General features: G+C 61.0%; 25 protein-coding genes. 9 read left to right on the top strand and 16 right to left on the bottom strand.

The genetic code is table 11. The features are described 5' to 3' along the window. Positions 1-2 precede the first annotated feature (2 nt). On the top strand, positions 3-473 hold the full coding sequence (fliS, locus tag OHL20_RS16210; RefSeq protein ID WP_263384219.1) for a flagellar export chaperone FliS: 471 nt from the start codon (positions 3-5) through the stop codon (positions 471-473). Position 474: 1 nt separating this feature from the next. Here fliS and OHL20_RS16215 read toward each other — a convergent pair whose 3' ends face one another. The 3 genes from OHL20_RS16215 to OHL20_RS16225 form a co-directional block, all read right to left on the bottom strand. Further along, complete coding sequence (locus tag OHL20_RS16215) at positions 475-2,241, bottom strand: ABC transporter ATP-binding protein (RefSeq protein WP_263384220.1); 1,767 nt, start codon at positions 2,239-2,241, stop codon at positions 475-477. Positions 2,242-2,278: 37 nt separating this feature from the next. Beyond that, the gene (locus OHL20_RS16220) at positions 2,279-2,983 is read right to left on the bottom strand and encodes an FKBP-type peptidyl-prolyl cis-trans isomerase (RefSeq protein WP_263384221.1); all 705 of its coding nucleotides are present in this window, start codon (positions 2,981-2,983) and stop codon (positions 2,279-2,281) included. 509 nt (positions 2,984-3,492) lie between these two features. After that, positions 3,493-5,856 carry an LptF/LptG family permease gene (locus OHL20_RS16225; protein WP_263384222.1) on the bottom strand — a complete coding sequence of 788 codons (2,364 nt, stop codon included), beginning with the start codon at positions 5,854-5,856 and terminating at the stop codon, positions 3,493-3,495. A gap of 230 nt (positions 5,857-6,086) precedes the next feature. On the opposite strand from OHL20_RS16225, the gene OHL20_RS16230 reads away from it, so the two are divergent. Next, positions 6,087-6,932, top strand: coding sequence for a GGDEF domain-containing protein (locus tag OHL20_RS16230; protein WP_263384223.1), 846 nt, complete (start codon positions 6,087-6,089; stop codon positions 6,930-6,932). On the opposite strand, the gene OHL20_RS16235 is transcribed toward OHL20_RS16230, so the two are convergent. The 7 genes from OHL20_RS16235 to OHL20_RS16260 form a co-directional block, all read right to left on the bottom strand. Beyond that, the gene (locus OHL20_RS16235) at positions 6,855-7,829 is read right to left on the bottom strand and encodes a KpsF/GutQ family sugar-phosphate isomerase (RefSeq protein WP_263384224.1); all 975 of its coding nucleotides are present in this window, start codon (positions 7,827-7,829) and stop codon (positions 6,855-6,857) included. The genes OHL20_RS16230 and OHL20_RS16235 overlap by 78 nt on opposite strands. Further along, the gene (gene kdsA, locus OHL20_RS16240; protein ID WP_317890963.1) at positions 7,826-8,680 is read right to left on the bottom strand and encodes a 3-deoxy-8-phosphooctulonate synthase; all 855 of its coding nucleotides are present in this window, start codon (positions 8,678-8,680) and stop codon (positions 7,826-7,828) included. The genes OHL20_RS16235 and kdsA overlap by 4 nt, the downstream gene beginning before the upstream one ends. Before the next feature lie 194 nt (positions 8,681-8,874). Further along, entirely contained in the window at positions 8,875-9,633 is a 759-nt protein-coding gene (locus tag OHL20_RS16245) for a response regulator transcription factor (RefSeq protein ID WP_263384225.1), read from the bottom strand. Positions 9,634-9,689: 56 nt separating this feature from the next. Continuing rightward, positions 9,690-10,073, bottom strand: coding sequence for a PIN domain-containing protein (locus OHL20_RS16250; RefSeq protein ID WP_263384226.1), 384 nt, complete (start codon positions 10,071-10,073; stop codon positions 9,690-9,692). Then, positions 10,067-10,327 carry an AbrB/MazE/SpoVT family DNA-binding domain-containing protein gene (locus OHL20_RS25255; RefSeq protein ID WP_396272278.1) on the bottom strand — a complete coding sequence of 87 codons (261 nt, stop codon included), beginning with the start codon at positions 10,325-10,327 and terminating at the stop codon, positions 10,067-10,069. The genes OHL20_RS16250 and OHL20_RS25255 overlap by 7 nt, the downstream gene beginning before the upstream one ends. 25 nt (positions 10,328-10,352) lie before the next feature. After that, a complete protein-coding gene (locus tag OHL20_RS16255) occupies positions 10,353-11,270 on the bottom strand; it encodes a sensor histidine kinase (protein WP_263384227.1) in 918 nt (305 codons plus the stop codon). A gap of 68 nt (positions 11,271-11,338) precedes the next feature. Continuing rightward, complete coding sequence (locus tag OHL20_RS16260; RefSeq protein ID WP_263384228.1) at positions 11,339-11,974, bottom strand: DUF3761 domain-containing protein; 636 nt, start codon at positions 11,972-11,974, stop codon at positions 11,339-11,341. A gap of 141 nt (positions 11,975-12,115) precedes the next feature. On the opposite strand from OHL20_RS16260, the gene OHL20_RS16265 reads away from it, so the two are divergent. Beyond that, complete coding sequence (locus OHL20_RS16265) at positions 12,116-12,886, top strand: methyltransferase domain-containing protein (protein ID WP_263384229.1); 771 nt, start codon at positions 12,116-12,118, stop codon at positions 12,884-12,886. A gap of 67 nt (positions 12,887-12,953) precedes the next feature. On the opposite strand, the gene OHL20_RS16270 is transcribed toward OHL20_RS16265, so the two are convergent. Next, positions 12,954-13,856, bottom strand: a complete 903-nt coding sequence (locus OHL20_RS16270) for an acyl-CoA desaturase (RefSeq protein WP_263385027.1) — start codon at positions 13,854-13,856, stop codon at positions 12,954-12,956. Between the two features lie 242 nt (positions 13,857-14,098). Between OHL20_RS16270 and OHL20_RS16275 the strand changes: the two genes are divergently transcribed. Genes OHL20_RS16275 through OHL20_RS16290 form a run of 4 tightly spaced genes read left to right on the top strand, consistent with a single transcriptional unit; the run spans position 14,099 to position 19,789 of the window. Beyond that, complete coding sequence (locus tag OHL20_RS16275) at positions 14,099-16,915, top strand: bifunctional YncE family protein/alkaline phosphatase family protein (RefSeq protein WP_263384230.1); 2,817 nt, start codon at positions 14,099-14,101, stop codon at positions 16,913-16,915. Next, positions 16,908-17,834, top strand: coding sequence for a type I phosphomannose isomerase catalytic subunit (locus OHL20_RS16280; protein WP_263384231.1), 927 nt, complete (start codon positions 16,908-16,910; stop codon positions 17,832-17,834). Before OHL20_RS16275 ends, OHL20_RS16280 begins: the two co-directional genes overlap by 8 nt. Positions 17,835-17,844: 10 nt before the next feature. Beyond that, the gene (locus OHL20_RS16285) at positions 17,845-18,291 is read left to right on the top strand and encodes a VOC family protein (RefSeq protein WP_263384232.1); all 447 of its coding nucleotides are present in this window, start codon (positions 17,845-17,847) and stop codon (positions 18,289-18,291) included. Between the two features lie 37 nt (positions 18,292-18,328). Then, positions 18,329-19,789 carry a cytosine permease gene (locus OHL20_RS16290; protein WP_263384233.1) on the top strand — a complete coding sequence of 487 codons (1,461 nt, stop codon included), beginning with the start codon at positions 18,329-18,331 and terminating at the stop codon, positions 19,787-19,789. A gap of 150 nt (positions 19,790-19,939) precedes the next feature. On the opposite strand, the gene OHL20_RS16295 is transcribed toward OHL20_RS16290, so the two are convergent. From OHL20_RS16295 to OHL20_RS16305, 3 genes are all read right to left on the bottom strand, one after another. Next, on the bottom strand, positions 19,940-20,818 hold the full coding sequence (locus OHL20_RS16295; RefSeq protein WP_263384234.1) for an IclR family transcriptional regulator domain-containing protein: 879 nt from the start codon (positions 20,816-20,818) through the stop codon (positions 19,940-19,942). Positions 20,819-21,112: 294 nt separating this feature from the next. Further along, positions 21,113-21,829 (bottom strand): peroxiredoxin-like family protein, encoded by a 717-nt coding sequence (locus OHL20_RS16300; RefSeq protein WP_263384235.1) that lies wholly within the window; start codon positions 21,827-21,829, stop codon positions 21,113-21,115. A 2-nt stretch (positions 21,830-21,831) separates the two neighbouring features. Then, on the bottom strand, positions 21,832-22,770 hold the full coding sequence (locus OHL20_RS16305; protein ID WP_263384236.1) for a dienelactone hydrolase family protein: 939 nt from the start codon (positions 22,768-22,770) through the stop codon (positions 21,832-21,834). Between the two features lie 271 nt (positions 22,771-23,041). Between OHL20_RS16305 and OHL20_RS16310 the strand changes: the two genes are divergently transcribed. Together OHL20_RS16310 and OHL20_RS16315 are read left to right on the top strand one after the other, a co-directional pair. Beyond that, complete coding sequence (locus tag OHL20_RS16310; protein WP_263384237.1) at positions 23,042-23,569, top strand: hypothetical protein; 528 nt, start codon at positions 23,042-23,044, stop codon at positions 23,567-23,569. Between the two features lie 12 nt (positions 23,570-23,581). After that, complete coding sequence (locus tag OHL20_RS16315; RefSeq protein ID WP_263384238.1) at positions 23,582-24,178, top strand: GNAT family N-acetyltransferase; 597 nt, start codon at positions 23,582-23,584, stop codon at positions 24,176-24,178. A 40-nt stretch (positions 24,179-24,218) separates the two neighbouring features. Here OHL20_RS16315 and OHL20_RS16320 read toward each other — a convergent pair whose 3' ends face one another. After that, positions 24,219-24,362 (bottom strand): DUF3309 family protein, encoded by a 144-nt coding sequence (locus OHL20_RS16320; RefSeq protein WP_263384239.1) that lies wholly within the window; start codon positions 24,360-24,362, stop codon positions 24,219-24,221. Between the two features lie 80 nt (positions 24,363-24,442). Further along, on the bottom strand, positions 24,443-24,712 hold the full coding sequence (locus tag OHL20_RS16325) for a hypothetical protein (protein WP_263384240.1): 270 nt from the start codon (positions 24,710-24,712) through the stop codon (positions 24,443-24,445). Between the last annotated feature and the right edge of the window lie 14 nt (positions 24,713-24,726).

Consider the following 24,726-nt stretch of genomic DNA (forward strand, 5'->3'; position numbering starts at 1 on the left):
CTATGGCTGCAAAGAGCTACCAGGAACAGACGCTTGATGGTGCAACCGGCATGCAGATGGTCGTCGCTCTTTACGACGGTGCCATTCGCTTTCTCTATCGCGCGATTCAGAGTGTGGAGGAAGATGACATCCACGGCAGGCGCATTGCCGTGAAGAAGGTCGTCGACATTCTCATGTACCTTCAGGCAAGACTTCGTCCGGATGTTGGCGGTAGCGCGGCGACGTCCCTCTCAGACTTCTATGCGGCCATGTTTACTCTCACGCTCGAGGCTTCGCACTATGCTTCAAAGGAGCAGTTTCAGGAGGTTATTGCATGTGTTCGCAATGTGCGGGATGCCTGGGTGATCGTCGCGAAAGATCCTGTTGCAGGGCGAATTCTGCCGCGGGAACTTCGGACACAGGAGGAGCGAATGCCCGTAGGCGTCGTTCGCCAGGTGGTGGAGCAGCAGAGCGGATCGCGGTGGTCGGCGTGAGCTACTGAGCGACGGCGAGCTCTTCCTCAAGAGCCTGTTTCTCGAACAGACTTGTGTAATAGCCGCCGCGGGCAAGCAACTGATCGTGTGTTCCTAATTCAGCAATGCGGCCTTCTACGAGCACGGCGATCTGGTCGGCGTTGCGGGCAGTCGAAACCCGATGCGAGATCAAAACTGTCGTTCGGCCCTGCATGACGCGGCGAAGACCGTTGAGGATTTGCTCTTCTGTGTAGGTGTCGACGCTTGCCAACGCGTCGTCAAGGATCAGAATGCGTGGGTCGCGGATGACGGCGCGGGCGATTGCCGAGCGCTGCTTCTGGCCACCTGACAACGTGACTCCGCGTTCGCCAACGAGGGTGTCAAAACCCTTGGGGAACTCTAGAATTTCCGTCCGGATGTGCGCGACTTCAGCGGCACCTTCGACATCAAGATCGCTTGCTTCGGGCCGACCGAAGGCGATGTTCTGCCGAACCGTGTCCGAGAAGAGGAAGGTCTCTTGCGGAACGAAGCCGATCTGGCTGCGAACGTCCGCAAGCGGATAGTGATGGATCGGCTCGCCGTCGATCAAGATCATTCCGGGCGTTGCATCGAGCAGCCTTGGGATCAGGTTGACGAGGGTTGATTTGCCGGAGCCAGTTGGTCCAACAATTGCCAGGCTCGTGCCCGCCGGGATCTTTAACGAGATGTCATGCAGCACGGTTCCGCCGGTTGGATAGGCAAAGCTGAGACCTCGGAACTCGATGTCTCCAGCCAAAACTTCGGCGCTCACAAAGCGCTCTCGCAACGTCGGCGTGACGTCGCGATCGTCGATGCTCGGCTCCTCCTTGAGGAGTTCGTCGATGCGGACGACAGAGGCGGTGCCGCGCTGGAAGAGGTTGACGACCCAGCCGACGGCGATCATGGGCCAGGTGAGTTGCACCATGTAGACGTTGAACGAGGTGAACTGACCGACCGAGATGTGGTGTGCGACGACTTCATGGCCGCCGACGAGCAGCGTAATCATCAGCGAGAGGCCGAGGACGAACTCTAGCGTCGGCCAGAGCATGGCCATCAGGCGCACCAGCAGAAGGCTGCGTCGGATGTACTCGATGTTCGCCGTCTCGAAGGAGGCGATCTCAGCCTCTTCCTGAGCAAAGGCGCGGATGAGCCGGGCGCCTGAGAAGTTCTCCTGCGCCTTCGCCGAGATGTCCGAGAACATGGCTTGGATGCGCTCGAAGCGCGTGTGGATGCGATTGCCGAAGTATTGAACAAGCACTGAAGCCATCGGGAGCGGGACGAAGGCAAAGAAGGTCAGCTTCGGACTAATGCGATACATGAATGGCAATGCAGCGACGGTAAAGACGAGCGTGTTCGCTGAATACATGATGGCGGGACCGAGAAGCTGGCGAACAGCATTCAGATCGTTCGTGGTGCGGGCCATGATGTCGCCGGTGCGATGCGTGTGGTAGAAACTGGCCGGCTGGCGTTCGAGGTTCTTGAAGAGATCGTTGCGAAGATCGAACTCAATCTCACGCGACGCGCCGATGATGACTTGCCGCATGATGTAGAGGAAGATCGCCGAAAAGGCTGCGAGAACAAGCAGGCGCAGGCCGTGGTAGAGAATCTTCTGTTGCGTCAGGCCGTGCTGCATGTCGTCGATGGCGTGGCCGATGACGAGTGGCAGCAGGACCTTCAGGACGTTGTAGAGGATGGTCGCGACCGCTCCCCAGGCAAGGCTCTTCCAGTAGCGTTTCAGGTATGGAGCGAGCGGTCGCAGACGGCTAAACATGCTTGATCAGGTTCTCGTGTACTGGTGATTGGACGCGTTAGCGCTGCTGAGGATTCGGCGTCGGTCTGGTTGCCGTGTCGGGCGTCGTTGCGTGGGCCGGATCGTTGGTTGCCGGATCGGTTGAGGGCTTGGTCGGATCAGGCGCTGGTTTCGCGGTCGAATCCGGTGTTGGTGCGGGCTCCCGCTCTGGCTGCCTGGTTGGCGGTGGAGCGACCTCGGCTTTGACGAGCTCGATGTCGAAGATCAGGTCAGACTTTGCCGGGATCGTTGGCGGATGGCCGGACTCGCCGTAGGCAAGCTGGTAGGGAATGAAGAGGCGGCGCTTGCCACCGATGTGCATGCCCGCAAATCCTGTGTCCCAGCCGGGGATGACACGGTGAATGCCGACGGGAAAGGGAAAGGCTTCGGCGCCGGGATGGTCGAAGGACGAGTCAAACTTTGTTCCGTCCTTGGCGAGCCAGCCGGTGTACTTGACTGTGTAGATCATGATCTTCGAGTCAGCCTGCGAGGTGCCGAGAACGGTCGCCTCTGCAAGCGGACCGGTGCCGGGAGTGATGTCGATGTAGCGCAGTGCATAGAGCGGCTTCGCGATGCCAGCGACCTTGGGGATGTTTGGTGGCAGCGTGCTGGTGGTGGTTGCTGTGTGGTGCGCGACCGGTTTTTTGGCTGCGGTTGTTGCGGTCTGGCTGACGGCGAGCGTCGCAGGGACGAGGGCAAGGAGCAAGGTCGGAGCGAGTCTCATGATGCTCCTATCGTAAACGGTGGCTGGAACAGGAACTCTCTGCCTGGAACTTTTGAATTGATTTGCTACAAGTGAGACTTAGCCGATGTACTTTTCAAAACGGAGGGGTACCCTAAACTGTCTCGAATGAGTGGTTTACGCTGCGATGTCTCGATAAAGTATTCATTCTATTGAGCTTATAGCCAAAGTATTCAATCGAAAGAACTTATACTGGCTGGATCAAGAATGCCCTCTAAGTTGGGCAGCCACTTTAAGTTTACGTCTGTGCGCAATCTAAATAGCCACATCTGTCGACTTCCCTTTCGGCTACAAGTGATTTGTTTTGTGTCGGTTATTTGTGAATGTGAGTTTAAACGAGTGACGCCGGCCTGACGAAAATTTGGCTTCGCTTAGAAGAGCGTGATGCGAGAGTAGACGCTGGTTCGCTTCGGGAATGACCGAAAGAATCGCAGGTCCTTCGAGCTCGCCCAGGATGACGGTACTTGTAGAGGCGTAGGAGGGAGAGGCGGTCAGGTCTGGGTGCGGAGGAGGAGGTAGCTACCGGCCATGGCGAAGAGGAGGTCGGGGGACCAGGCGGCCAACAGGGCGGGCAGGGTGTTGGTGTTGCCCATGGCGCTGAAGAGGCCATCGACGACCCAGTAGGTGATGGCGAGGCCAATGGCTGTGGCGATCCCGGCGAGGCCTCCGCGCTTGCCCATGGAAAGGGCGAAGGGGACGGCGAGGATGGCCATAATGACGGTGATGAGGGGATAGGCGATCTTGCGGTCAAGCTGGACCGAGAGGCGCTTGGTGTCGAAGCCGGATTGGCGCAGATCGTCGATGTAGCGGGAGAGTTGGGTGTAAGACATCTCCTGCGACTGGAGGCTCTCCTTTTTGAAGTAGGCGGGAGCTTCGCGGATCTCGGGGAAGGTGTTGAGTGTGAAGGGCTGGAAGGTGGCGGTGGTCTCTCCGGTGAAGGTGCGCTGCCAGCCATTCTCGAAGATCCAGCGGTGAACGGCATCGTCCCAGTGGGCAGAACCGGCGAAGATGCGGCGGGTAAGCGAGAAGGTCGCGGGATCGAACTCGAAGACGGTGAGGTTGGCGAAGCTGTTCTTATCGGCGTCGAAGTATTGGTAGTAGAAGATACGGGTGGGTTCGCCATTGGTGGTGGTCTGGCCGGAGATCCACTTGCGGTCGGGCCGCAGGAAGGTCTGTGCGGGCTTGCCCTTAATGACCGAGCGGATGGCTTCCTGGCGGCGGTTCGCGCCGGGGAGGTAGAACTCATCGAAGGCGAAGAGCGAGACAGAGATGATTGCCGCGAGGACGAGCACCGGCGTGACGATGCGATAGATGCTGATGCCAGAGGACTTCATGGCGATGAGTTCAGAGGACTTGTTGAGGGCTCCGAAGGTGATGAGGACGGCGACAAGCGAGCACAGGGGCGTGACCTGCGACAGGATGAAGGGGATGAGATTGAGGAGATAATCGCCGACCGTGATGAGCGGGGTGCGGTTGCGGATCATGTCTCCGATGAGCTCGAAGAAGGTGAAGACGATGAAGAGCATGATGAGCGCGGAGAGGACGAGGCCGAAGTTCTTCGCGTACTCGCCCATGACGTAGTCGTCGAGCAGGAGTGGGAAGCGAATGCGGAAGGTGCGGCGAACGAAGGCGGCGACGGTGGCGGGGGTGCGCATGCCTTCGTCGTCTCCCTCCCCTTTGTGAAATAGGCTCAGGACGCGCCGGCTGAGCGCCTGCCCCATGGAGGAGAAGATGCTGAGCGCGATGCCGCCACGGGAAAGCTGCTGCAGGAGGAGTATGCCGGCGATGCCGAAGAGGAGGTTCGCGCCCCAGACGCCGACAACGGGGTAGAGGGTGCCGGACTTTGCAAAGGCGACGCCGACGAGCGAGAGGACGTAGTAGGTGAGGACGAGGAGGATGGTGACAACGAAGCCAGTGCTCTTGCCGCCGCGCTTGGAAGAGAGGCCTAGCGGCACGCCGACGAGCATGAGGACGAGGCAGGCGAAGGGGTAGGAGAATCGGGTGTTGAGCTCGATCGCGTAGGGACGGGCTTTGCTCTTTACCGCTCCGCTGGCGTAAGAGCGCTGCCAGAGCTCAGGCAGGGTGAGGGCGTGGAGCGGCGTGTCGACGCGGCTGACGTGGGTGTCGTCCTGCGCCCCGGTCTGGATGGGCAGGTTCATGGTGGAAAAGGTGGAGACGTCGTACTGGTTAGGATCGTTGGCGGAGATCTGGTGCTGACCGCCGTTCATGAGGTGCATGCGGAGGGTCTGGTCGTCTCCGTTGACCACGAGAGCCTGGTCGGCGGTGGTGATGTGCGGTGTGGCGGGCTCGGTGAGGTCGGCGAGGAAGACGTGGTGCCAGATGGCTGCGCCGGTGGCAGGGGTGACGTTCTGGACGTAGAGGACGTAGTTCTTGAAGTCCTCGTAGAAGACGCGGGGCTGAACCTCGAAGGAGGCCTGGCTCGACTTGAGCGAACCCTCCAAAGCGAGCAGACCGGCGGCGGAGCGCGGTGCGAAGTAGACGGAGTTGACGATGCCGAAGGTGAGGGCGGCGATGGAGACGATGGAGACGATGCGAACGAAGTCCCACGCACCCATGCCGCAGGCGCGCATGGCGGTGATCTCGGAGTCGGCGGCAAGGCGGCTGAGGCCGAGCAGAATGCCCACGAGGACGGCCATGGGGACCGTGACGGTGAGGGCGTTCGGGAGCATGTAGGCGAAGATGCGACCAATCTCCCAGAGCGAGGCGGAGTTGCGCACGACCAGCTCGAGGATGGTTCCGAGGTCCTTCATGAAGAGCACGAAGGTGAAGAGCGCGCCACCGAGCAGGGCATGAGAGATGACTTCGCGAAGGATGTATCGAGTGAAGAGACGCATGGATTGGAACGCTACTCCAGTGTAGCGTCTACCGGGTTTAGTGCGGGTATGAAAGGAAATGAGCGGTGCGGGCCGTGAGGGACTATGATTGCGGCTTCAACACTTCACAATCCTGGGCCCGATTTAATCCGTCAGAGCGCGCGACAGCAAGGGGCCATCCCGTCATACATTTCAACCACGATCGCTGGAGAAAGAACCGGCAGCTTGCAGACCTCCTGCCGAGGCGACGCTTGCAGTTGTTACGACACCGCGTCGTGAAGATGGGCTCGTTCCGGGCGGCAGCCTGGATTACAGCGATCGCTGAGGTGATGGCGATTTTGCTGGCGCTGATGCTGGTGAAGGTGATGGGATATTCGACTGAAGCGGTTAAGGCGGTGATGACGGCGGCGTCGACGCTGCCGCTGATCATCGCGCCGATTGTAGGTGGGACGATTGTGCTGCTGCTGGAAGATCTGGAGACAGCGCGGCTGGCGCTTGAGGAACTCTCCACGCGTGACGGGCTGACAAGCCTCTTCAATCGGACCTATTTTATGGATCGGCTGCGACGGGAGATGGCGCAGGCGGTACGACATCACATGCCGCTATCGCTGCTGATGGTGGATACAGATAACTTCAAACAGATCAATGACCGCTATGGGCACACGGCCGGGGACCATGTGCTGCAATCGCTGGCGCACACCTGTACGCTGCTGCTGCGCGAGGGCGATGTGCTGGCTCGCTATGGCGGCGAGGAGTTCGTGCTGCTGTTGCCGGCGACGTCAGAGGATGGCGCATGGCAGGTCGCGGAGAAGCTGCGCTCGGCTTTGGAGGCCATGCGCGTCACGCTGATCGACTTGGAAGAGCCGATGAGCATTACGGTGAGCATCGGACTCTCGGGGCGGCAGGGGCAGGACGACACGGCGGACGCGCTGTTCGGACGGGCGGACCGGGCGCTCTACCGGGCGAAGCTGGCTGGAAAGAATCGGTGCGTTGTGGATGGCAAGGCCGCTCCGATAACGTTAGCCGAGCCCGATTCTGAGGAGATCGTGGATGTGGAGGATGCCGACGGGCGTGCCTTCATCTCGTCCGTTGCCTAGAACGAAGACGGTGGTCACGCTACGGGCGTTCATCTGGAAGAGGACCTCGGGGGCGAGGGCCTCGGTGGTGATGGTCCACGGGCTGCGGGTCATGGCGGCCTCTACGGTGCAGTCGGTGAAGCCGGAGCGGAAGGTGCGGCGGAGGTCGCCGTCGGTGATGATGCCGGTGAGGTGACCGGCTGCGTCGAGGACGGCGGTGACACCGAAGCCTTTGGAGGTCATCTCGACGATGGCGGCGGAGAGCAGGGTGCCTTCGCGGACGATAGGCAGGCGCTCGCCGGTGTGCATGAGGGTGCTGGCGCGGCGGAGAGTAGCGCCGAGACGACCGTTGGGATGGAGATCGTGGAAGGCGTCGGAGGAGAAGCCACGGGCTTCGAGGAGGCAGACCGCGAGAGCGTCGCCTAAGGCAAGCTGCATGGTGGTGGAGGTGGTGGGGGCGAGATTGTTGGGACAGGCTTCGGGCATGTCGGGCAGTTCGAGGCAGATCTCGGCGATGGAGCCGAGCGTGCTGGTGTGGCTGGAGGTGATGGCGATCAGCGGAATGTGGAAGCGACGCGTGTAGTCGAGGATCGGCGCGAGGTCTGGGGTTTCGCCGGACTTGGAGATGGCGAGGACGGTGTCGTCTGCCTGGAGGAGACCGAGGTCGCCATGGCCAGCTTCGCCGGCGTGGAGGAAGTGGGCGGGCGTTCCGGTGGAGGTGAGCGTGGCGGCGATCTTGCGGCCGATGTGGCCGGACTTGCCGACACCGGTGACGAGGACGCGGCCAGTGCGGATGCGGATGAGTTCTACGGCTGCGGCGAGATGCTGGCCGAGGTTGCCGTCGAGGGCGGTGCGGACGGCGACGAGGCCGGCTATCTCGAAGTCCAGGGTGCGGGTTGCGCTGTCGGCGGTGCTCATAGGGCCACGACGGGGAAGTCGGGAGATTTGACGAGGGTGTCGATGGCGATGAGCGAGCGGAGGAGCGTCTCGAAGTGGCGCAGGGGAATCATGTTGGGGCCGTCTGAGGGAGCGTGATCGGGATCGGGGTGGGTCTCAAGGAAGACGGCGGCGACGCCTACGGCGACAGCGGCGCGCGCGAGCGTGGGGACGAACTCGCGCTGTCCGCCTGAGGTGGTTCCTTGACCTCCGGGCTGCTGGACGGAATGTGTGGCGTCGAAGACGATTGGTGCTCCAGTGCGAGCCATGATGGGAAGGGAGCGCATGTCGGAGACGAGGGTGTTGTAGCCGAAGGAGGCTCCGCGCTCCGTGAGGAGGATGTTGCGATTGCCGGTGCTCGTGAGCTTAGCGACGACGTTGGTCATGTCCCAGGGAGCGAGGAACTGGCCCTTCTTGACGTTGACGATGCGACCAGTTTCGCCGGCGGCGATCAGGAGGTCGGTCTGGCGGCAGAGGAAGGCGGGAATCTGGAGGATGTCGACTGCTTCGGCGAGCGGAGCGCACTGCTCGGGAGTGTGAACATCAGTGAGGATGGGGAGATCGAAGGTGTCACGGATCTCAGCGAAGATGGGGAGCGCGTGATCGAGGCCGAGACCACGGTGCGAGGTGGTGCTGGTGCGATTGGCCTTGTCGAAGGAGGTCTTGTAGATGAGGCCGATGTTGAGCCTGGTGGCGATCTCTTTGAGAGCGGCGGCCATCTCGAGGGCGTGATCGCGGGATTCGAGGACGCAAGGTCCAGCGATGATCGTGAGGGGAAGCGCGTTACCGATGCGGACATTGCGGGTTTCTACGATTGGATTGGGTTCTGGCACGGGATTAAGTGTACTGCCAGTGGATATTGATCTAATCGTCTTCGCACGGGGGGTACCCCCCTCCCTACTTGAAGTACGAAAGTATTCAAAACAGGGGAGTTAGGTCCGGACTTCGGTATGGGGTAAAGGTGATGCTTTCAGTGACAAAGTACGCATGGGGGGTCCGGGGCGTATCAGATTGTCAAGTTTCATGACTATGGATTGGGGTTGGGGAGGAAGCGGTAGCCTACGCCGCGGACGGTGACGAGATGGGTTGGGTTGGCGGGGTCGTCTTCGATGTAGCGGCGGAGGCGGACGATGAAGTTGTCGATAGCGCGGGTGTCGGTGTCTTCGTGGACGCGCCAGACCTGCTCGAGAATCTCTTTGCGGGAGATGACCTGACCTTCGCGGTCGGTGAAGTAGTGGAGGAGGTCGGCTTCCATGAGGGTGAGGTGAATGAGTCGGTCGGGGGCGACGAGTTCGAGGGTGTCGAAGCGGATGGTGCGGTTGGCGAAGATGTAGTCGTGTTTATGATCCGGTTCGGGCGCGGCTTCGCCAGAGGTGTAGGGCTGCTCGGTCTGCCAGGTCATGCGGCGGAGGAGCGTCTTGAGGCGCACGAGGAGGATGTTGAGGTCGAAGGGCTTGGGGAGGTAGTCGTCGGCACCTGCTTCGAGGCCTTCGAGCACATCTTCGGTGCGACCGCGGGCGGTGAGCATGAGGACGGGGGTAAAGCGCTGGGCTTCGCGGAGGGCGCGCACGATCTGGAAGCCGTCTTTGCCGGGGAGCATAACGTCGAGGAGAATGGCGCTGGGCTTGTCTGGTCCTATCTCTGGCGCGGCGAGGAGAAACTTCAAGGCGCTGTCGCCATCGGCTTCATGGTGAGTGCGGTAGCCTTCGGCCTGGAGGTTGAAGAGGAGACCCTGGGCGAGATGGTCTTCGTCTTCTACGAGGATGATGAGGGGGGCGGTGGACATCGGATCGACTCTCAATCACAGTTTAGTGTGGAGACTTGGTTGGCAGAAATTCGATGTTAATGAAGGACTCTGCTGGCTTCATGTCGAAGTCTGCCGTGATCAGAACGTTTTCCGGACGAGTCATTGTCAGTTACCGCGAGGGCATCCACATACGGAATGCCGTACTCCGCCTTGATAGCGACACCTCGCGCAGCACGTTCAGCATCGACGGAGATGACGGTAAGCACCAGGGCGCGAAATTGTTCCATCCAGAACTGCGCTCCAGTCAGTCCGTGCCGCCTATAGAAGATACCAATGACCTCACCGAAATGTATCGGTGAGATGATGGCTTCGGCGGAGTAGTCGGAATACTGACCAAGAATGGCGGCAACACGCTCCGCACCTGCTTCACCATCCATGTAACGGAGCACGGCGCTGGCATCAAGGATGAAACTTACCACTTGTCTTTGTCTCGATTTTGGAAGTACTCGTCCTCGAGAGATGGCTGTCCAGCATGGCTACCTTGTAGCGCGCGCATTGCGTTTCGTGCGGCTATCTGGTTGAAAGGTGGACGGTCCTGTTGTACTAACTCAACGTAACGATCGTGGATAACAATCTCGACACGCGAGCCAGGTGATATGCCAAGAGTCTTTTGGACCTCCGCTGGAAGAACGAGTTGTCCGTCAAGTCCAACCACAGCAGTTTGGCGTTCCATGAGTCCGATGTTATACGAGATTTGTTCAAGCTTCTTTATTGGCCAGCGGGAGCTTGAAGGTGATGGTGGTGCCGAGATTGGGGCCGGGGCTGGTGGCGGTGACGTCGCCGCCGTGCTGGCGGGCTATGGTGCGAACGAGAAAGAGGCCGAGGCCGGTGCCTTTGATCTTGACGAGATCGCGGCCGGGGACGCGATAGAAGCGGTGGAAGATGCGCTTGTACTGGTTGGCGGGGATGCCGAGGCCGGTGTCCGTAATGGTGAGGGTGACCCAGGTATAGCGGGTGATGGCGAGGCGGCAGGTGATGTGGACGCCTGCGGGGGAGTACTTGACGGCGTTGTCGAGGAGGTTGAGGACGGCGGTGCGAAGATCTTCGGGGATGCCGGAGATGGGGAGGCGGACAGCTCCGGGTACGGGCTGAAGGATGACAGCTTCGGGTGCGAGGTGATGGCGTTGGAGGATGACGCCAATGCACTCGGATACGAGTGATTCGAGGTCGATGGGGACGCGGTTGAGCTGGCGCTGACGCTGGCCGAGTTCGCCGGCCTTGAGGACCTGCTCAACGGTGGCGAGAAGCCGGTCGGAGTCGGCGTGCATGATGCCGTAGAACTGCTGGCGCTGGGCTTCGTCGACTGCTGTGGATCGGCGCTGGAGGGTTTCCAGGTAGAGGCGGATACTGGCGATCGGGGTCTTGAGCTCGTGGGTAACGGCGTTGAGGAAGGAGTCCTGGCGCTCGTTGCGGCGGACCTCGCGGACGAGGAAGATGGTGTTGAGGACTACTCCAGCGACCAGAACGGCGAAGAGGATGATGCCGAGGACGACGTAGAGGGCGCGGGCCTCGTTGAGAATGATCCACGGGACGCTGAGGAAGACAGCGACACCGGCGAGGAGTACGCCGAGGGTGATGAAGGTGGCGATGGTCCCGCGGCGTCGTGAGATGTTCATCTAGGACAGGGTATAGGGAATGGCGCGGAAAGGAAGGGTAATGATTGAATTACCCCTCCCGGTGCGACTTACGACTTGGGGCAGGCTTTGCCGCCGTTCGCGCGTACTCCCTTGGCCCTGGCGTCGGCTTCGGGCATGTAGCTACCTTTTTTTGTCTTGCCGTAGTAGTCGGTGCCGGGGCAGTGGTAGACGTTGCTCGAGGTGTTGACCCAGACGAGGCCGGGACCGCCGCCGGGTGCTTCGGGTGTGTTGGCGAGCTTAGCCCGCGGACCCTTCTTGACCGGTGTTTTGGTCGAGGCTGTGGCGGAGGGTGTGGTCGCGGGTGCTGTCGGTGGGGTGATGGACTGGGTGGCTGGTGGCGTGTCCGACTGGCCTGCGGACTGAGCGGCGGCTGCGCTCTGGGTGCGGACCTGCGTGGTGGGGCTGGGCGTTACGGGCGTGGTGGCCGGGGCAGGGACTTGTGCCGCGGGGGTTGCCGGTGTTGCGGCGGCAACTGTGTACCACTCCTGTACGCCGTGATGGCCACGGCAGGCGCCGCTCTTTGCAGCTTCGGTGGAGTAGGTACCGTCCTTGCAGATGCCGGTTGCTCCGGCGGGCCTGGTCCCGGGTGCGACGGCGGGAGACTGGGCGGCTGTTTGGGCGGCCACGAGGTGACAGGTAAGGAGCGCTGTCGAGAGTGTTGCCAGGTGTATCAATTTCTTCATGAAGTAGCTCCGGTTCGGAATTCGAGGGTTGCAGTCGAGCTTTGGCGCTGGATGCTGTTGCTGTACAGGGTACTCTCTCAACATGGTTTGACTGATGACGAGCCGCCTGGGGCACTGCAATCCGGCGGAAAAAGGGGAACGATGGCATCGTTGAAACGGGTATGGAGCAAGGTGCGGTGGTCGGTGCAGCAACGGGGGATTGGCGGAACATTGCGGGTCATGGTGAGTCGCGCGACGGCTGCGCCTTCTGCGGCCGAGAATCATGGGCCGCATCCATTTGATGCAGAGTACGGTGTCGACACGGGCGGCATTATCGGGGGCGGTGACCTTACGACGGGGCATGCGCACGATGCGTTTATCACGGCGTATGCGGGCATTCCGCCGTCACGCTTTCAGGCGACGATACGGCGGTGGGCGGAGACGATTCCTGCTGGTTCGATGGCGAGCTACGCCTTTGTCGACCTGGGCTGCGGGAAGGGGCGGGCGGTGCTGCTGGCGTCAGAGCTTGGCTTTCGCGAGGTGATCGGCGTGGAGCTCAACCCGGACCTGATGCGGGTGGCGGAGGCGAATCTTGCGATTTGGAAGGAGGCCGGTAAGGGTTCTGGAGCGGCACGGGTGGTGAGGGGCGATGCTACGGAGTTTGAGCTGCCGCCGGGGCCGTGTCTGGTGTACCTGGTTAACCCGTTTGGTGCGGTGGTGCTGCGGAAGCTGTTGCAGAAGCTTGAGGCTCGGGCTGCTGCGGGCGGTGGGCCGCTGGATGTGATCTATCAGAATCCTGAGCAGGCTGCCGTGTTTACAGAGTTTCCCGGCTTTAAGCTGCTCTGGAGCGAGGCGATTGCGATGTCGCCGGAGGATGCTGCGGTTGACCCTGTGTACTCAGGCGAGGACAAGTGCAACGGATATCGGCAGTAAGTGGCTGGTAGCAAATGAAAAGCGCAGAGCCTGTGGGCTCTGCGCTTTTCATTGCGGAAACAGGAGGCTAGATGCCTGCTGGTTTGGGGTCGAGCTTGTCGTACTTGGCGATCTGTACCTTCTGGGCCAAGCCGACTTTGCTGAGGAGCCAGATGCAGTAGTAGTTGATGTCGAACTCGTACCAAGCGAGGCCGTGTCGCGCGCTGACCGGGTGGGCGTGGTGGTTGTTGTGCCAGCCTTCGCCACCGGTGAGAATGGCGACCCACCAGTTGTTGCGGGAGTCGTCCTTGGTCTCGAAGCGGCGCTTGCCCCAGAGGTGGGTTGCCGAGTTGACGAGCCAGGTGGCGTGGAGGCCCATGGTGACGCGGAGGAAGGTTCCCCAGAGGACCATGCCCAGAGCGCCGACGACGCGATGACCCGGGCTGGCAATGACAGCGCCGAGAGCTACCTGGAGCAGGCCGGTGATGACGAGCGGCAGGTAGTGATACTTGCTGAGCCAGACATGGACCGGATCGCGGGTAAGGTCAGGAGCGTAGCGGCCGAGAAGAGCGGTCTCGGAGTGGAGGGCGCGACCGGAGAGAATCCAGCCAGCATGAGCCCACCAGGTGCCGTCATGCGGCGTGTGCGGATCGCCTTCGTGGTCGGAGTTCTGATGGTGAACGCGGTGAGTGGCGACCCAGAAGATCGGTCCGCCTTCGAGCGCGAGGCAGCCGCAGGCGGTGACGAAGTACTCGACCCACTTGGGGGTGCGATAGCCGCGGTGCGTGAGCAGGCGGTGGTACGCGACGCCGATGCCGACGTTGATCGCGAAGAAGTACATGACGAAGAAGACAGCCAGGTTGGCCCAGGAGAAGAAGAAGAGCGCTGCGATGGCGCCGACGTGGAAGGCTCCCATGGCGATGGTCGTGATCCAGTTGATGCGGCCTTGCTGATGCTCGCGGCCCATGCGAAGGTCCTGCTTGACCTTCATCTGCACTTCGGCGACGACGGGAATGGCGGCGATGTTCTTGACGCGCTTCTGGGCTTCCGTCTGGGTGCCCTTTGTTTCGTCCTGCGTAAGGAGAGTCGGTGTCATATGTTTTCTTCGGTCCCTTTGGTGTTGCCTGTTGCCTACTGCTTGATGCCTTATCGACAAGCTAACAGGGGTGAGGAGGGGGTGGGTGTAAGACTTTTGTAATGCCGGGATGTGACTGTATTTGTTAGGGTTCTGGCATGCGAGTTTTCTGGATAACGACGTTTATCGGCGTGACGGTTTTGGGTGCGGGTCAGAGCATCGTGGCGCAGCATCGCGACCTGCCGACGAGTAAACAGATTGTGGGTGTGGTGCCGGGTTCGCCGAAACGGCTGAACAGCCTGCCGATGTCGATGGCTGTGTCGCCGGATGGCCGCTACGTGGTCACGGTGAACGCGGGGTATGGGACGTTTGAGTCGGGGTATATGCAGTCGCTCGCGGTGATGGATACGCGGACGGGTGCGGTGGCTGACTTTCCGGATGACCGGACGCTGGTGGGTGCGAAGCAGACGCTGTATTCGGGGCTGGCGTTCAGCGCGGATGGCAAGCATGTGTACGCGAGCATGGGGTCGGAGACGGACCCGCTTGGGGCGCAGGGCGACGATGCCGGGAGCGGTGTGGTCGTGTACGGGTTTGCGGACGGGAAGATTGTTCGGGAGCGAATGATCAAGATCGGCATGCAGCAGTTGGCGGGCGGTCGGCGGACGAAGCTTGTGGGTGGTGTGGATGGGAGTCTGGGCGTGCCGTTTCCGGCGGCGATTGCGGTGGTGGGGCAGCGGCTGCTGGTGGCGGATAATCTCTCGGATGATGTGTTGCTGATGGATGCGGCGACGGGTGCGGTGGTGACGCGGTTCGATCTGGCGGAGAGCGATGCTGTGCCTTCAACCTATCCGGTGGCGCTGGCGGTGACTAAAGATGGAAGCCGTGCGTTTGTGGCGCTCTGGAATGCGAGTGAGGTGGTGGAGCTTGATCTTGCGAAGGGAACTGTGGGTCGCAAGCTGGCGCTGTTGAAGCCACCGAGCGCGATTGCTCCGGGGACGCATCCCTGTGCTCTTGAGATTGCCGCGGATGGCAAGACGATGTACGTGGCGTTATCGAACCGGGATGCTGTGGCTGCTTTGAATGTCGGGGCTGGGCAGTTTTCGGTGAAGGGCTACTTCGATACGCGGTTGCCACGGCAGACTTACTTTGGGGCGGAGCCTGAGGCATTGGCTATGAACGCGGATGGCAGCCGGCTGTACGTGGCGAACTCGGCCAGTGATGCTGTGGCGGTGATCGACGTAAAGAAGCTGACGGCGAAGGCGGCGAAGCAGGGGATGGTGGAGCCTATTGGCTTTGTGCCTACGGAGTGGATGCCGATGTCGATGGCCTTCAGTGGGAGCAAGCTGTATGTAGCTACCGCGAAGGGGCATGGGACGGGGCCGAATCCGTTGCCGATGCGGTCTACGGACGCTTCGGCGGGGAGGCGGTTTTTGCGGAAGTACACGTATATCGGGACGCTGCTGTATGGGTCGCTGGCGGCGATCGATGCGGGTGAGATGGAGACAGGGCTGAAGGCGTCGACACAGGTGGTGCTGGAGTCGAACCGGATGAAGGCGGCGGAAGAGAAAATTGCGTTTGCGGGTGGCGGCGATGCCAGCCGGATCAAGCATGTGATCTACATCATCAAGGAGAACCGGACCTATGACCAGGTCTTCGGCGACCTGAAGAAGGATGGGAAGCCGGTGGGGAATGGTGACCCCAGCCTAACGATGTATGGGGAGGCCGTGACGCCGAATCAGCATAAGCTGGCGCTGCAGTTTGGGGTGCTCGATAACTTCTTCGACTCGGGTGAGGTCTCGGGTGACGGGCATGTGTGGTCGACGGCGGCGATCGGTACGGACTACCTCGAAAAGACGTGGCAGCAGAGCTACCGGGGCAATGAACGGTCGTATGACTTTGAGGGTGTGGTGGCGGAGGGGTATCCGCTGCTTCAAAGGATCCCGGACGTGAATGAGCCGTCGAGCGGCTACCTTTGGGGGAACCTGGCTTCGCACGGGAAGACGTACTACCACTTCGGGGAGTTCATCTCGACTGTCTTCTGCGGGGAGAAGAAGACGGCTAACCCGCAGCAGGGGCCGATGCTTGAAGGACAGACCTGCGCGAAGAAGGAGATCGCTCCGGGCGAGGCGCTGCCGGAGGCGTGGGGCGGCGGGGTGAACAAGTGGCCGTGGGGGATTCCGCTGATGGCGTCGAATATTGCGACAAAGCCGGAGCTGGTGGGACACTTCGCTACGGAGGCTCCGGACTTTGCGCTGAAGGTGCCGGACCAGGTGCGGGTGAACATCTTTGAGAAGCACCTTGCGGGCTGGGTGAAGGATAAGGAGCAGGGGCAGGACACGATGCCGAACTTCGTGATGCTGCGGCTGGGCAACGATCACACGGCGGGGACGACGCCGGGTTCGCCTACGCCGAAGGCTTCGATTGCGGACAATGACCTGGCGATTGGGAGAGCGGTGGAGGCTATCTCGCACTCGCCGTTCTGGGACGATACGGCGTTCTTCATTCTTGAGGACGATGCGCAGGATGGTGGCGACCATGTGGATGCGCATCGGAGCCTGGCACTGGTGATCAGCAAGTATGCCCCGCATGCGGGGGCGGGTGAGAGCGCGTTTGTGGACAGCCGCTTCTACTCGACGGTGAGCGTGATTCGGACGATGGAGACGCTGCTGGGTCTGCCCCCGATGAATAATAATGATGCGTTCAGTTCGATGATTTCGCCGGAGTTTACGGGGCCGGGGGACCAGGCTCCGTTCAACGTGGATGCAAGGAATCGGGAGAATGGGCTGATCTATACGGCGAACACGAAGACGGCACCGGGCGCGAAGGAGTCGATGAAGATGGACTTTCGCCATGCGGATCGAGCGGATGCACAGAAGCTGAACGTTATTCTGTGGAAGGATGCAATGGGCGATCAGGCTGTGCCGACGTCCCTGACGGAGCGAAGGAAGAACAGGAAGAAGGATGACGATGACTGAGTTGACGAAGCTTGCACCATTTCGGTTGGCGCCCTATTTTAGCGAGCGCATCTGGGGAAAGAAGAGCCTGGAGCCGTGGTACGCCTCGACGGGCACGACGGAGCTTGTGGGTGAGGCGTGGCTGACCGGGCCTGCGTCCGTAATTGAGACCGGCGAGCTGGCAGGGAAGACGCTCGCGGAGGCGATACGCGAGGACGCTGACGCGGTGATTGGACCGAAGGGCGACCGGGAGTTTCCGCTGCTGGTGAAGATTTTGTTTCCGAATGAGAAGCTGTCGGTGCAGGTGCATCCGGATGACGTGCAGGCGCAGGCGATTGGGCAGCCGCGCGGGAAGACGGAGTGCTGGTATGTGCTGGAGGCGGAGCCGGGCGCTTCGGTGATGCTTGGGCTGACGCCGGGAGCAGGGCCGGACCAGGTGCGGGCGGCCGTGGCGGGCGGCACGATGGAGCAGTTGATGCAGCATGTGCCGGTGGCCGTCGGGGATATGGTGTTTGTCGATGCGGGAACGGTGCATGCGATTGCGCCGGGCGTGACGTTGCTGGAGACGCAGCAGACTTCGGATACGACCTATCGGCTGTATGACTACGGGCGGCCGCGTGAGCTGCATGTCGAGCAGAGCCTTGGCGTGATGAAGACAACTACGAAGGCGGGGAAGATCGCGCCACACGCTATGGATGGCTTTACAAGGCTGATCGATGAGCAGTATTTTTCTGTGGACCGTTTTGATCTTGCGGGCGGCTCTCTTGAGGTGGCGATGGAAAGTGTTGGCTGTCTCGTGGGATTGAAGGGCACGGGCTCGGTGGATGGCGTAGAGTTCAAGGCTGGACAGGCGGTGATCGTGCCGCTTGGTCTTGGCAAGGTACAGGTTGAAGCGAAGGCGGACTTTGCGTTTGCGCGCTGCCTGTCGCCGGTCAGCTAGAGGAGGGTTTATGGCGCAGTTGAAAGCAGTCCCGGATGGGTATCACAGCATCCAGCCGTACCTGATCTTCAAGAATACGGTGGAGGCGATTGCCTTCTATACAGAGGCGTTCGGCGCGAAGGAGCGCCTCTGCATGAAGAATGAGAACGGCAGTGTAGGTCATGCAGAGATCGAGATTGGCGACTGCTGCATCATGATGGCGGATGAGAGCGAGAAGATGGAGGCGTTCGGGACGGAGCACTATGGCGGCTCACCGATCAACCTGATGCTCTACGCCGAGGACTGCGACGCGGTGTACGCGAAGGCGATTGCGGCGGGCGCGGTGAGCGTGCGTGAGCCTGCCGATCAGCCGTATGGAGATCGGATGAGCGGCGTGAAGGACCCGTTCGGTTATAAGTGGTGGATCGCTACAAATATCAAGTACATGACACGAGATGAGTTGGAGCGGCTTGGATAGGTTGTTCTTCGGGTTGCGAGTGTAAGGCTGGAGTAGCGTGTCGAAGAATCGATTTCGTGTTCATGGTGTATCGAACAGCCTTTGGAATGAAGACCTGGCTCCGGTGGCGCGTGAGGACCGGAGGTGGGGGCTCTGGGACCTGTGCTCGGTGTGGCTGGCGGCTGCGGTAGGGGTGCCGGCATGGTTGCTCGCGGGCGGACTGGTTGCGTCCGGGATGACTGCGGGGCAAGCGGCTGGGACGCTGCTGGTGGGGAGCGTGCTCGCGCTTCTGCCGATGGGGTTGAGTGGAGCTGGCGGGATCACGTTCGGGGTGCCATCGACGGTGCTGTTGCGGGCAAGCTTCGGGGTGATCGGCGCGCGTGTGCCTGCGGTGCTGCGGGCGCTGGTGTCGTCGGGATGGTTCGGGATTCAGTGCTGGATTGGTGGACTGGCGATGTATGCCGTGCTGCGACTGATGATGCCCGGCATCCATGCGGAGGCGAAGGCCTGCTGCTTTGCGGTCTTCTGGGTGGCGAGTGTGGCACTTGCGGTGTGGATGCCTCTCAGGGGCCGCGCGGTGCGGGAGGGAAGTACGCTGCTTCTGCTGGCGGGGGCGGTGGGGCTGTTGCTGATGATTGGCATGGGCGCTCGGCCGGGAGAGGCTCTCGAAGGTGCATTGAACGTTGTACCGTGCGACGAGACGCAGATGCAGCTCTTCCGGAAGATCCTTGGCGGATCGCTGACGGCGGTGTTTGGCTTCTGGAGCGTGGTCGTCCTGACGGCTTCTGATGTGACGCGGCATATGAGAACACAGGGAGTTGGAGGGCGTCGACCATGGGCAGGGTCGTTCTTTCAACTTGTCGGCGTGGCGGCGGTTCTGGCGGTGGTGATCATGATGCCGGGAGTCCTGGTTTGGAACCCTGTCGATTTGATCCTGAGGCTGCATCAGCCGGTTCTTGCGACGCTGGGGCTGGTTGCTGTCGCGGTGGGGACTATGGGGGCGAATTTATCAATGAATGTAGTGGAGCCTGCGGCAGTCTTTTCTGGCTTGCGACCGAAGGCAATTTCTCCGCGGATGGGAGCGGTGATTGTTGGGCTGGTCGGGATGGTCGCTATGCCGTGGCGCTTGACGGCTGATCCGGCCAGGTATGTGGGCGGATGGTTGTTGGTGGTGTCGGGCATACTGGGGCCAGTCGCCGGGGTGATGATTATGGACTACTTCGTGGTGCGGCGGCGTTCGCTCGATGTGGAGGGCTTGTATGTGCGAGGCGGGCAGTATGAATACAGCGCTGGCTTCAATGTACGGGCGCTGCGGGCGATGGCAGCGGGGATGATTGTGGCGTTTGCAGGACTATTGTTTCCGCGGCTGCACTTGCTGTTTGAGTATGCGTGGTTCGTCGGCTTTGGGGTGGCGGCGCTGGTGTATCTGGCGCTGATGAGTGGGCCTGCGGAACGGGCGTCGATTTCACCGACGCCACTGCTGATCCCGATGCAGGGATTTGAAGGTGAAGGCGCTTGATCTGCAGATCAGGGGAAAAAACAAATAGAGATGCTGAGCATAAGCTGTTTGCAATGAACGACTTAGCTGTTTTACGTGTCGCTAAATGCAACATAACAAATGACTTACACGTAAATATAAAATTCAAAAGGAGATAGACATCTTCTGGAGTTAGCGGAGAAAGACTCCGAGCTCATTTGCGGCGTTGCGGAGGTGCGGCAGGAAGCGGGTTTGCATGTCGTAGACGGGCATGCGGGGGGCGTGGCCGCTGAGGTTGATCGTTGCCACGACTCTCCCTGAGGGGGCATAGACGGGGACGGCGAGGGAGCGAAGACCTACCTCCAACTCCTGATCGACGAGGGCGTAGCCGGTGCGGCGGACGTTGCGAAGGGCGAGGCGCAGCTTGTCGACGGTGGTGATGGTGCGGGTGGTGCGGGGAATGAGTTCGACGTGAGCGAGATACTGCTCGAGCTTGTCGGGGGGAAGGTAGGCGAGGAGGACGCGACCCATGCTGGTGCAGTAGGCGGGGAGGCGGCTGCCGATGTGGAGGTCGACGGCGACCATGACGCGGTCGACGGTGGTGCGGGCGATGTAGACGATGTCGTCGCCGTCGAGGGTGGCGACGGAGAAGGACTCGCGGAGGCCAGCGGACATGCGCTCGAGGATGGGCTGGGCGGCGGTCGAGAGCGTGCTTGAGGCGGTGTAGCTGTGGGAGAGGGTCAACATGCGGGGGCGCAGGCCGTAGCGTGAGCCGTCCTCTGCACCTGCGAAGCCAAGCTTGGTGAGAGTGTAGAGGCAACGGCGGACGGCGGCGCGGGAGAGGCCGGTCTTGACGCTGAGCTGCGAGATGGTCATCTGGGGCGACTGCTGGGTGAAGGCCTGGATGACGATAAGGCCGCGTGCGAGCGAGGTCATGAAGTTGGGATCGCCGGTGTAGATGTCCAGCGCGGAGGCAGGTGTGGCCTTCACGGCTGGGACGGTTTCCCTGGTTTCGCCTGCAATGGGGAGACCGGTCGATTCTGATTCAGGCTGACGCGCGGGGAGGGTCATAGTGTCCTTTCGGGCTTGATCGGACGGGTACGTGCGATAGCCGGACTATCTATACGATAAGCGCACAGGGGCTATGGTCGCAATTTTTGTGCATTGGCCGATTGTGCAGGACTGTAAAGAGTGATCTGGATTTGAGGAAGAAGGCTTAACACCGATCAGTGCGGATGACGCCGATCTGGTGCAGATGCAGGTTTGTTCAGGGAAGAGACTGAGAGCAACCGCAGGTCCTTCGACTTCGCTCAGGATGACAGGTCTAAGGGGCGGGGGACGGAGCAGAAGCAACGGCTGCTGGGTCTAGATGTGGGAGTCTTTGAGGGGTAGGGAGGCGAGGACTTTGAAGACTTCACTGGGTTCCGGGCGGACGCGGGGGTCGGCGTAGGCTTCGGCGAAGGCTATGGTGTTGTCCTGGGCGACGACGATGGTGGCGGGGAGGGGAAGTCGCCAGCTCTCTTCGGTGGCTCGCTCGTAGCCAGCGCCGGAGTTATTGAAGGGAATGTTGATGAGGATACTGCGGTAGTAGCGGCGGGAGGTTTCGGGGAGGCTGTAGCCGATGCCGTACTGGCCGGCGAGGACGGCACCGGCGTCGGCGAGCAGTGGGTAGCGGAGGCCGTGCTGCTGTACGGTGAAGTCATTCTGACGGTTGGTCTGTGGGGAGATGGCGACGAGGAGAGCGCCGGTGCGGCGGAGGTCGGGGAAGAGGTCGCGCCAGGCTTCGAGTTCGGTGACGCAGTAGGGGTCCCAGCGGCCGCGGAAGAAGTTGATGACGAGGGGGCCGAGGGCGAGCAGATCAGCGGAACTGACGGGCTTGCCGGTGAGGGCGTCGGGCAGGCTGAAGCTGGGCGCGGTGCTCCCGACGGGCAGGAGCCGATCTTCGATGCCGGTGGCGAAGAGATCGGCTGTGGCCTGCTCGGAGATGGCGAGACGCTCCGCCTGGACGAGGCGGCGCGTATTCGCGGTGATCGTGTCGAGGCGGTCCTGAAGGAGCGTGGCGCTGGTGAAGGTTTCTGGCACGCTTACATTATTGCAGCCGGTTGGGCGGCGGTGGCGACGAGGGAGGGCTTTGCTGCTTCGTCGTGGCAGGAGATGGCTGCTACCGCCGTCTTCTTTGCTGATGTTTTCAGGCCGTGAGCAGGTAGGGCGGCGTGGGTAGACGCGTCCGCTTGCTTGAGGAGTTTGGTGAGACGCGCGAAGGCTTCTTCGCGGGCCTTCTTGTTCTCGGGCGTTCCTGCGGGGTCTTCACCGGCGCGCATGAAGCCGTGACCTGCGCCGTCGTAGGTGACGGGCTCGAACTTCTTCGAGGCGGCTTTCATGGCATCGGTGGTAGCGGGTAGCGTGGCTCCGATGCGGGCGTCGTTACCGGCGTAGAAGCCGTAGACGGGCGCGGTGATGGTGCTGACATCGGTAGGACCGGGGCCATAGAAGACGAAGGCGGCGGAGAGATCATGCCGGTGAGTAGCGAAGGCGAAGGACTTGCCGCCGCCCCAGCAGAAGCCGATGACGTTGACCTTGCCGTTGGAGGCGGGAAGCTTCTTGCCGTAATCGGCTGCGGCGTCGAGGTCGGCGGTGACGACGTCAGGGTTGAGGCCGGAGACTGCCTTGGTGGTGGCGTCCATGCTGGGGAAGGCGTCGGAGCCGCCGCCGTTGGGCCCGAAGCCGGTGAGGAGGTCGGGAGCGATGACGATGTAGCCTGCGGCGGATAGCTCATCAGCCATCTCCTTGGCCCAGTCGGAGAGGCCGAAGATCTCGTGGATGAGGACGATGACCGGCGCTTTCTGCTTGACCTCGGGGTAGACGACAAAGGCCTGGACGGTGCGATCACCATGCTTGATGGGCACGTATTCGCGATGGCGGGGCGAGGCTTCGAGGCGGGTCTTGGCCCAGTCCTGTGCGTGCATGGCGGTGAGCGGCAGTAGGAGCAGGACGGGGAGCAGTTTTAGGGCAAGGTTGCGCATGGAAAGCAGTCTATGCTGTGAGTAGCGGCTGGGCAAGAGGCTTTGCGCGGCGCAATTTATGAGGGCGGATGCGGTGCAGAACCAAGAGATTCAGGTATTTAGGGTGATATCTGGTCTGTATTGCGTCAATCTGTGTAGATCGCCCTGGTAGTCCGCGCAACTTTCCAGAGACAGTTACGTTCTAATCAATAGAAGCTTGGACGCATGGAAAATGCGGACGGCTTCTCGAAGCACATCCCGACTGGGGCGTCCTTTGTTGAGGAGGTTTGAAATGCGGCTTTTACGGTATGTCGCTTTACTCGGTGTTCTTCTTATGTTGCCTGTGGCTTACTCTCATGCCCAGGTATCGGTGGGCGTCGGCATAGGCGGCGGGCAATATGACGGCGGCTATGGTTACGGTGCTCCTGCCTGCTCGTACGGTTACTACGACTATGCGCCTTACTCGTGCGCTCCTTACGGGTACTACGGTCCTTCCTGGTTCAACGGCGGAATCTTCATCGGCGCCGGTCCATGGTTCCGTGGCGGATACGGCTATGGATATCGTGGTGGCTACGGCTACCGTGGTGGTTATGGCTATCGCGGCGGTTACGGTGGCGGATACCGCGGTGGCTATGGCGGCGGATACCGCGGTGGTGTAGGCGGCGGCTATCGTGGCGGCGGCGGCGGATTCCGTGGTGGTTCAGTAGGCGGCGGCTTCCATGGCAACGCTGGCGGTGGTTTCCACGGTGGCGGTGGCGGCGGTGGCTTCCATGGCGGCGGCGGTGGCGGTTCGCATGGTGGTGGTGGCGGACACCGGTAAAACAGAAGTCAGTTGAATGAAACGGTCGTCGTCCTCAGGGGCGGCGGCCGTTTTGCTGCGCTTTATACTCTTGCGATGAACTTCATAATTAGGGTGGCAAAGACGGGAGATATTCCGGCGATTCGGGAGTTGATCGCGGCTTCCGTTCGCGGTTTGCAGATGGAGTACGGTGAGGCTGAGCGTGAGGCGGCGCTGGCTACGGTGTTTACGGTAGACAGCAGGCTAATCGCCGATGGAACTTATCTGGTTGCAATGGATGGTGACCGGATGGCGGGGTGCGGTGGATGGAGCTATCGCAAGACGCTCTACGGCGGCGACCACCAGATTGAATCTGCTGAGGATGGGATATTGGATGCTGCGGTTGACGCAGCGAAGATTCGGGCGATCTTTGTGCATCCGGACTACGCTCGCAAGGGGCTGGGCAGCAGGCTGCTCCGGGCTGCAGAAGATCGTGCAGCGAAGGCTGGATTCTGGAAGGCTGAGATGGGAAGTACGCTGGCTGGAGTGGCGCTCTACACCGCGAAAGGTTATCGCCGGGAAGCGGTGGTTCAGGTGCCGGTTGGTGCGGGACTAAGGATAGAAGTTGTTCGCATGACGAAGCTGCTGTGAAGCAAATGCCCGGCCCTGAATGGAGACCGGGCATTCGCTCCTAGACGACTTTGAGCAGAAGCAGGATGAGCACAATCAAGAGGATCAGGCTGATACCGCCTCCACCGTAGTAGCCGAGGCCAGGGCCCATACGTGCGCCGCCGAAGCCAAAAAGCAGGATCAGGACGATCAGAAGAATAATCATTGGTACGTTCTCCATGCGGATGAATTTCGTTTCATGGAGTGTGATGCAGAACTGTTACGTAAAGTGAATCGTCCGCTAATTTATTCGTGCTCTCGGCAATCTGAGGGGCCGTTTTCTCTTGGCAGCTTTTGGGCGTAGTGTTCGCGGACGTGCTGATTGATGTAGGTGGACAAGCCTTTACCTTCAAGAGCCAGGCGCTTCATCGTGTTGACATGCTTGAGGCCGGGTTTGCTCGTGTTGTAGAGGTAGCGGAATTTGTGGTCGACAAACTCGATGATGATGGCGTTCTCGAGGATTTCATAGGAGAGGACGCCGGCTGCCGGGTTGTGTTTCTGGTAGGGCGACATCATGGCTTCATCTTCAG

It is taken from the genome of Granulicella arctica (assembly GCF_025685605.1).
Classification (GTDB): domain Bacteria; phylum Acidobacteriota; class Terriglobia; order Terriglobales; family Acidobacteriaceae; genus Edaphobacter; species Edaphobacter arcticus.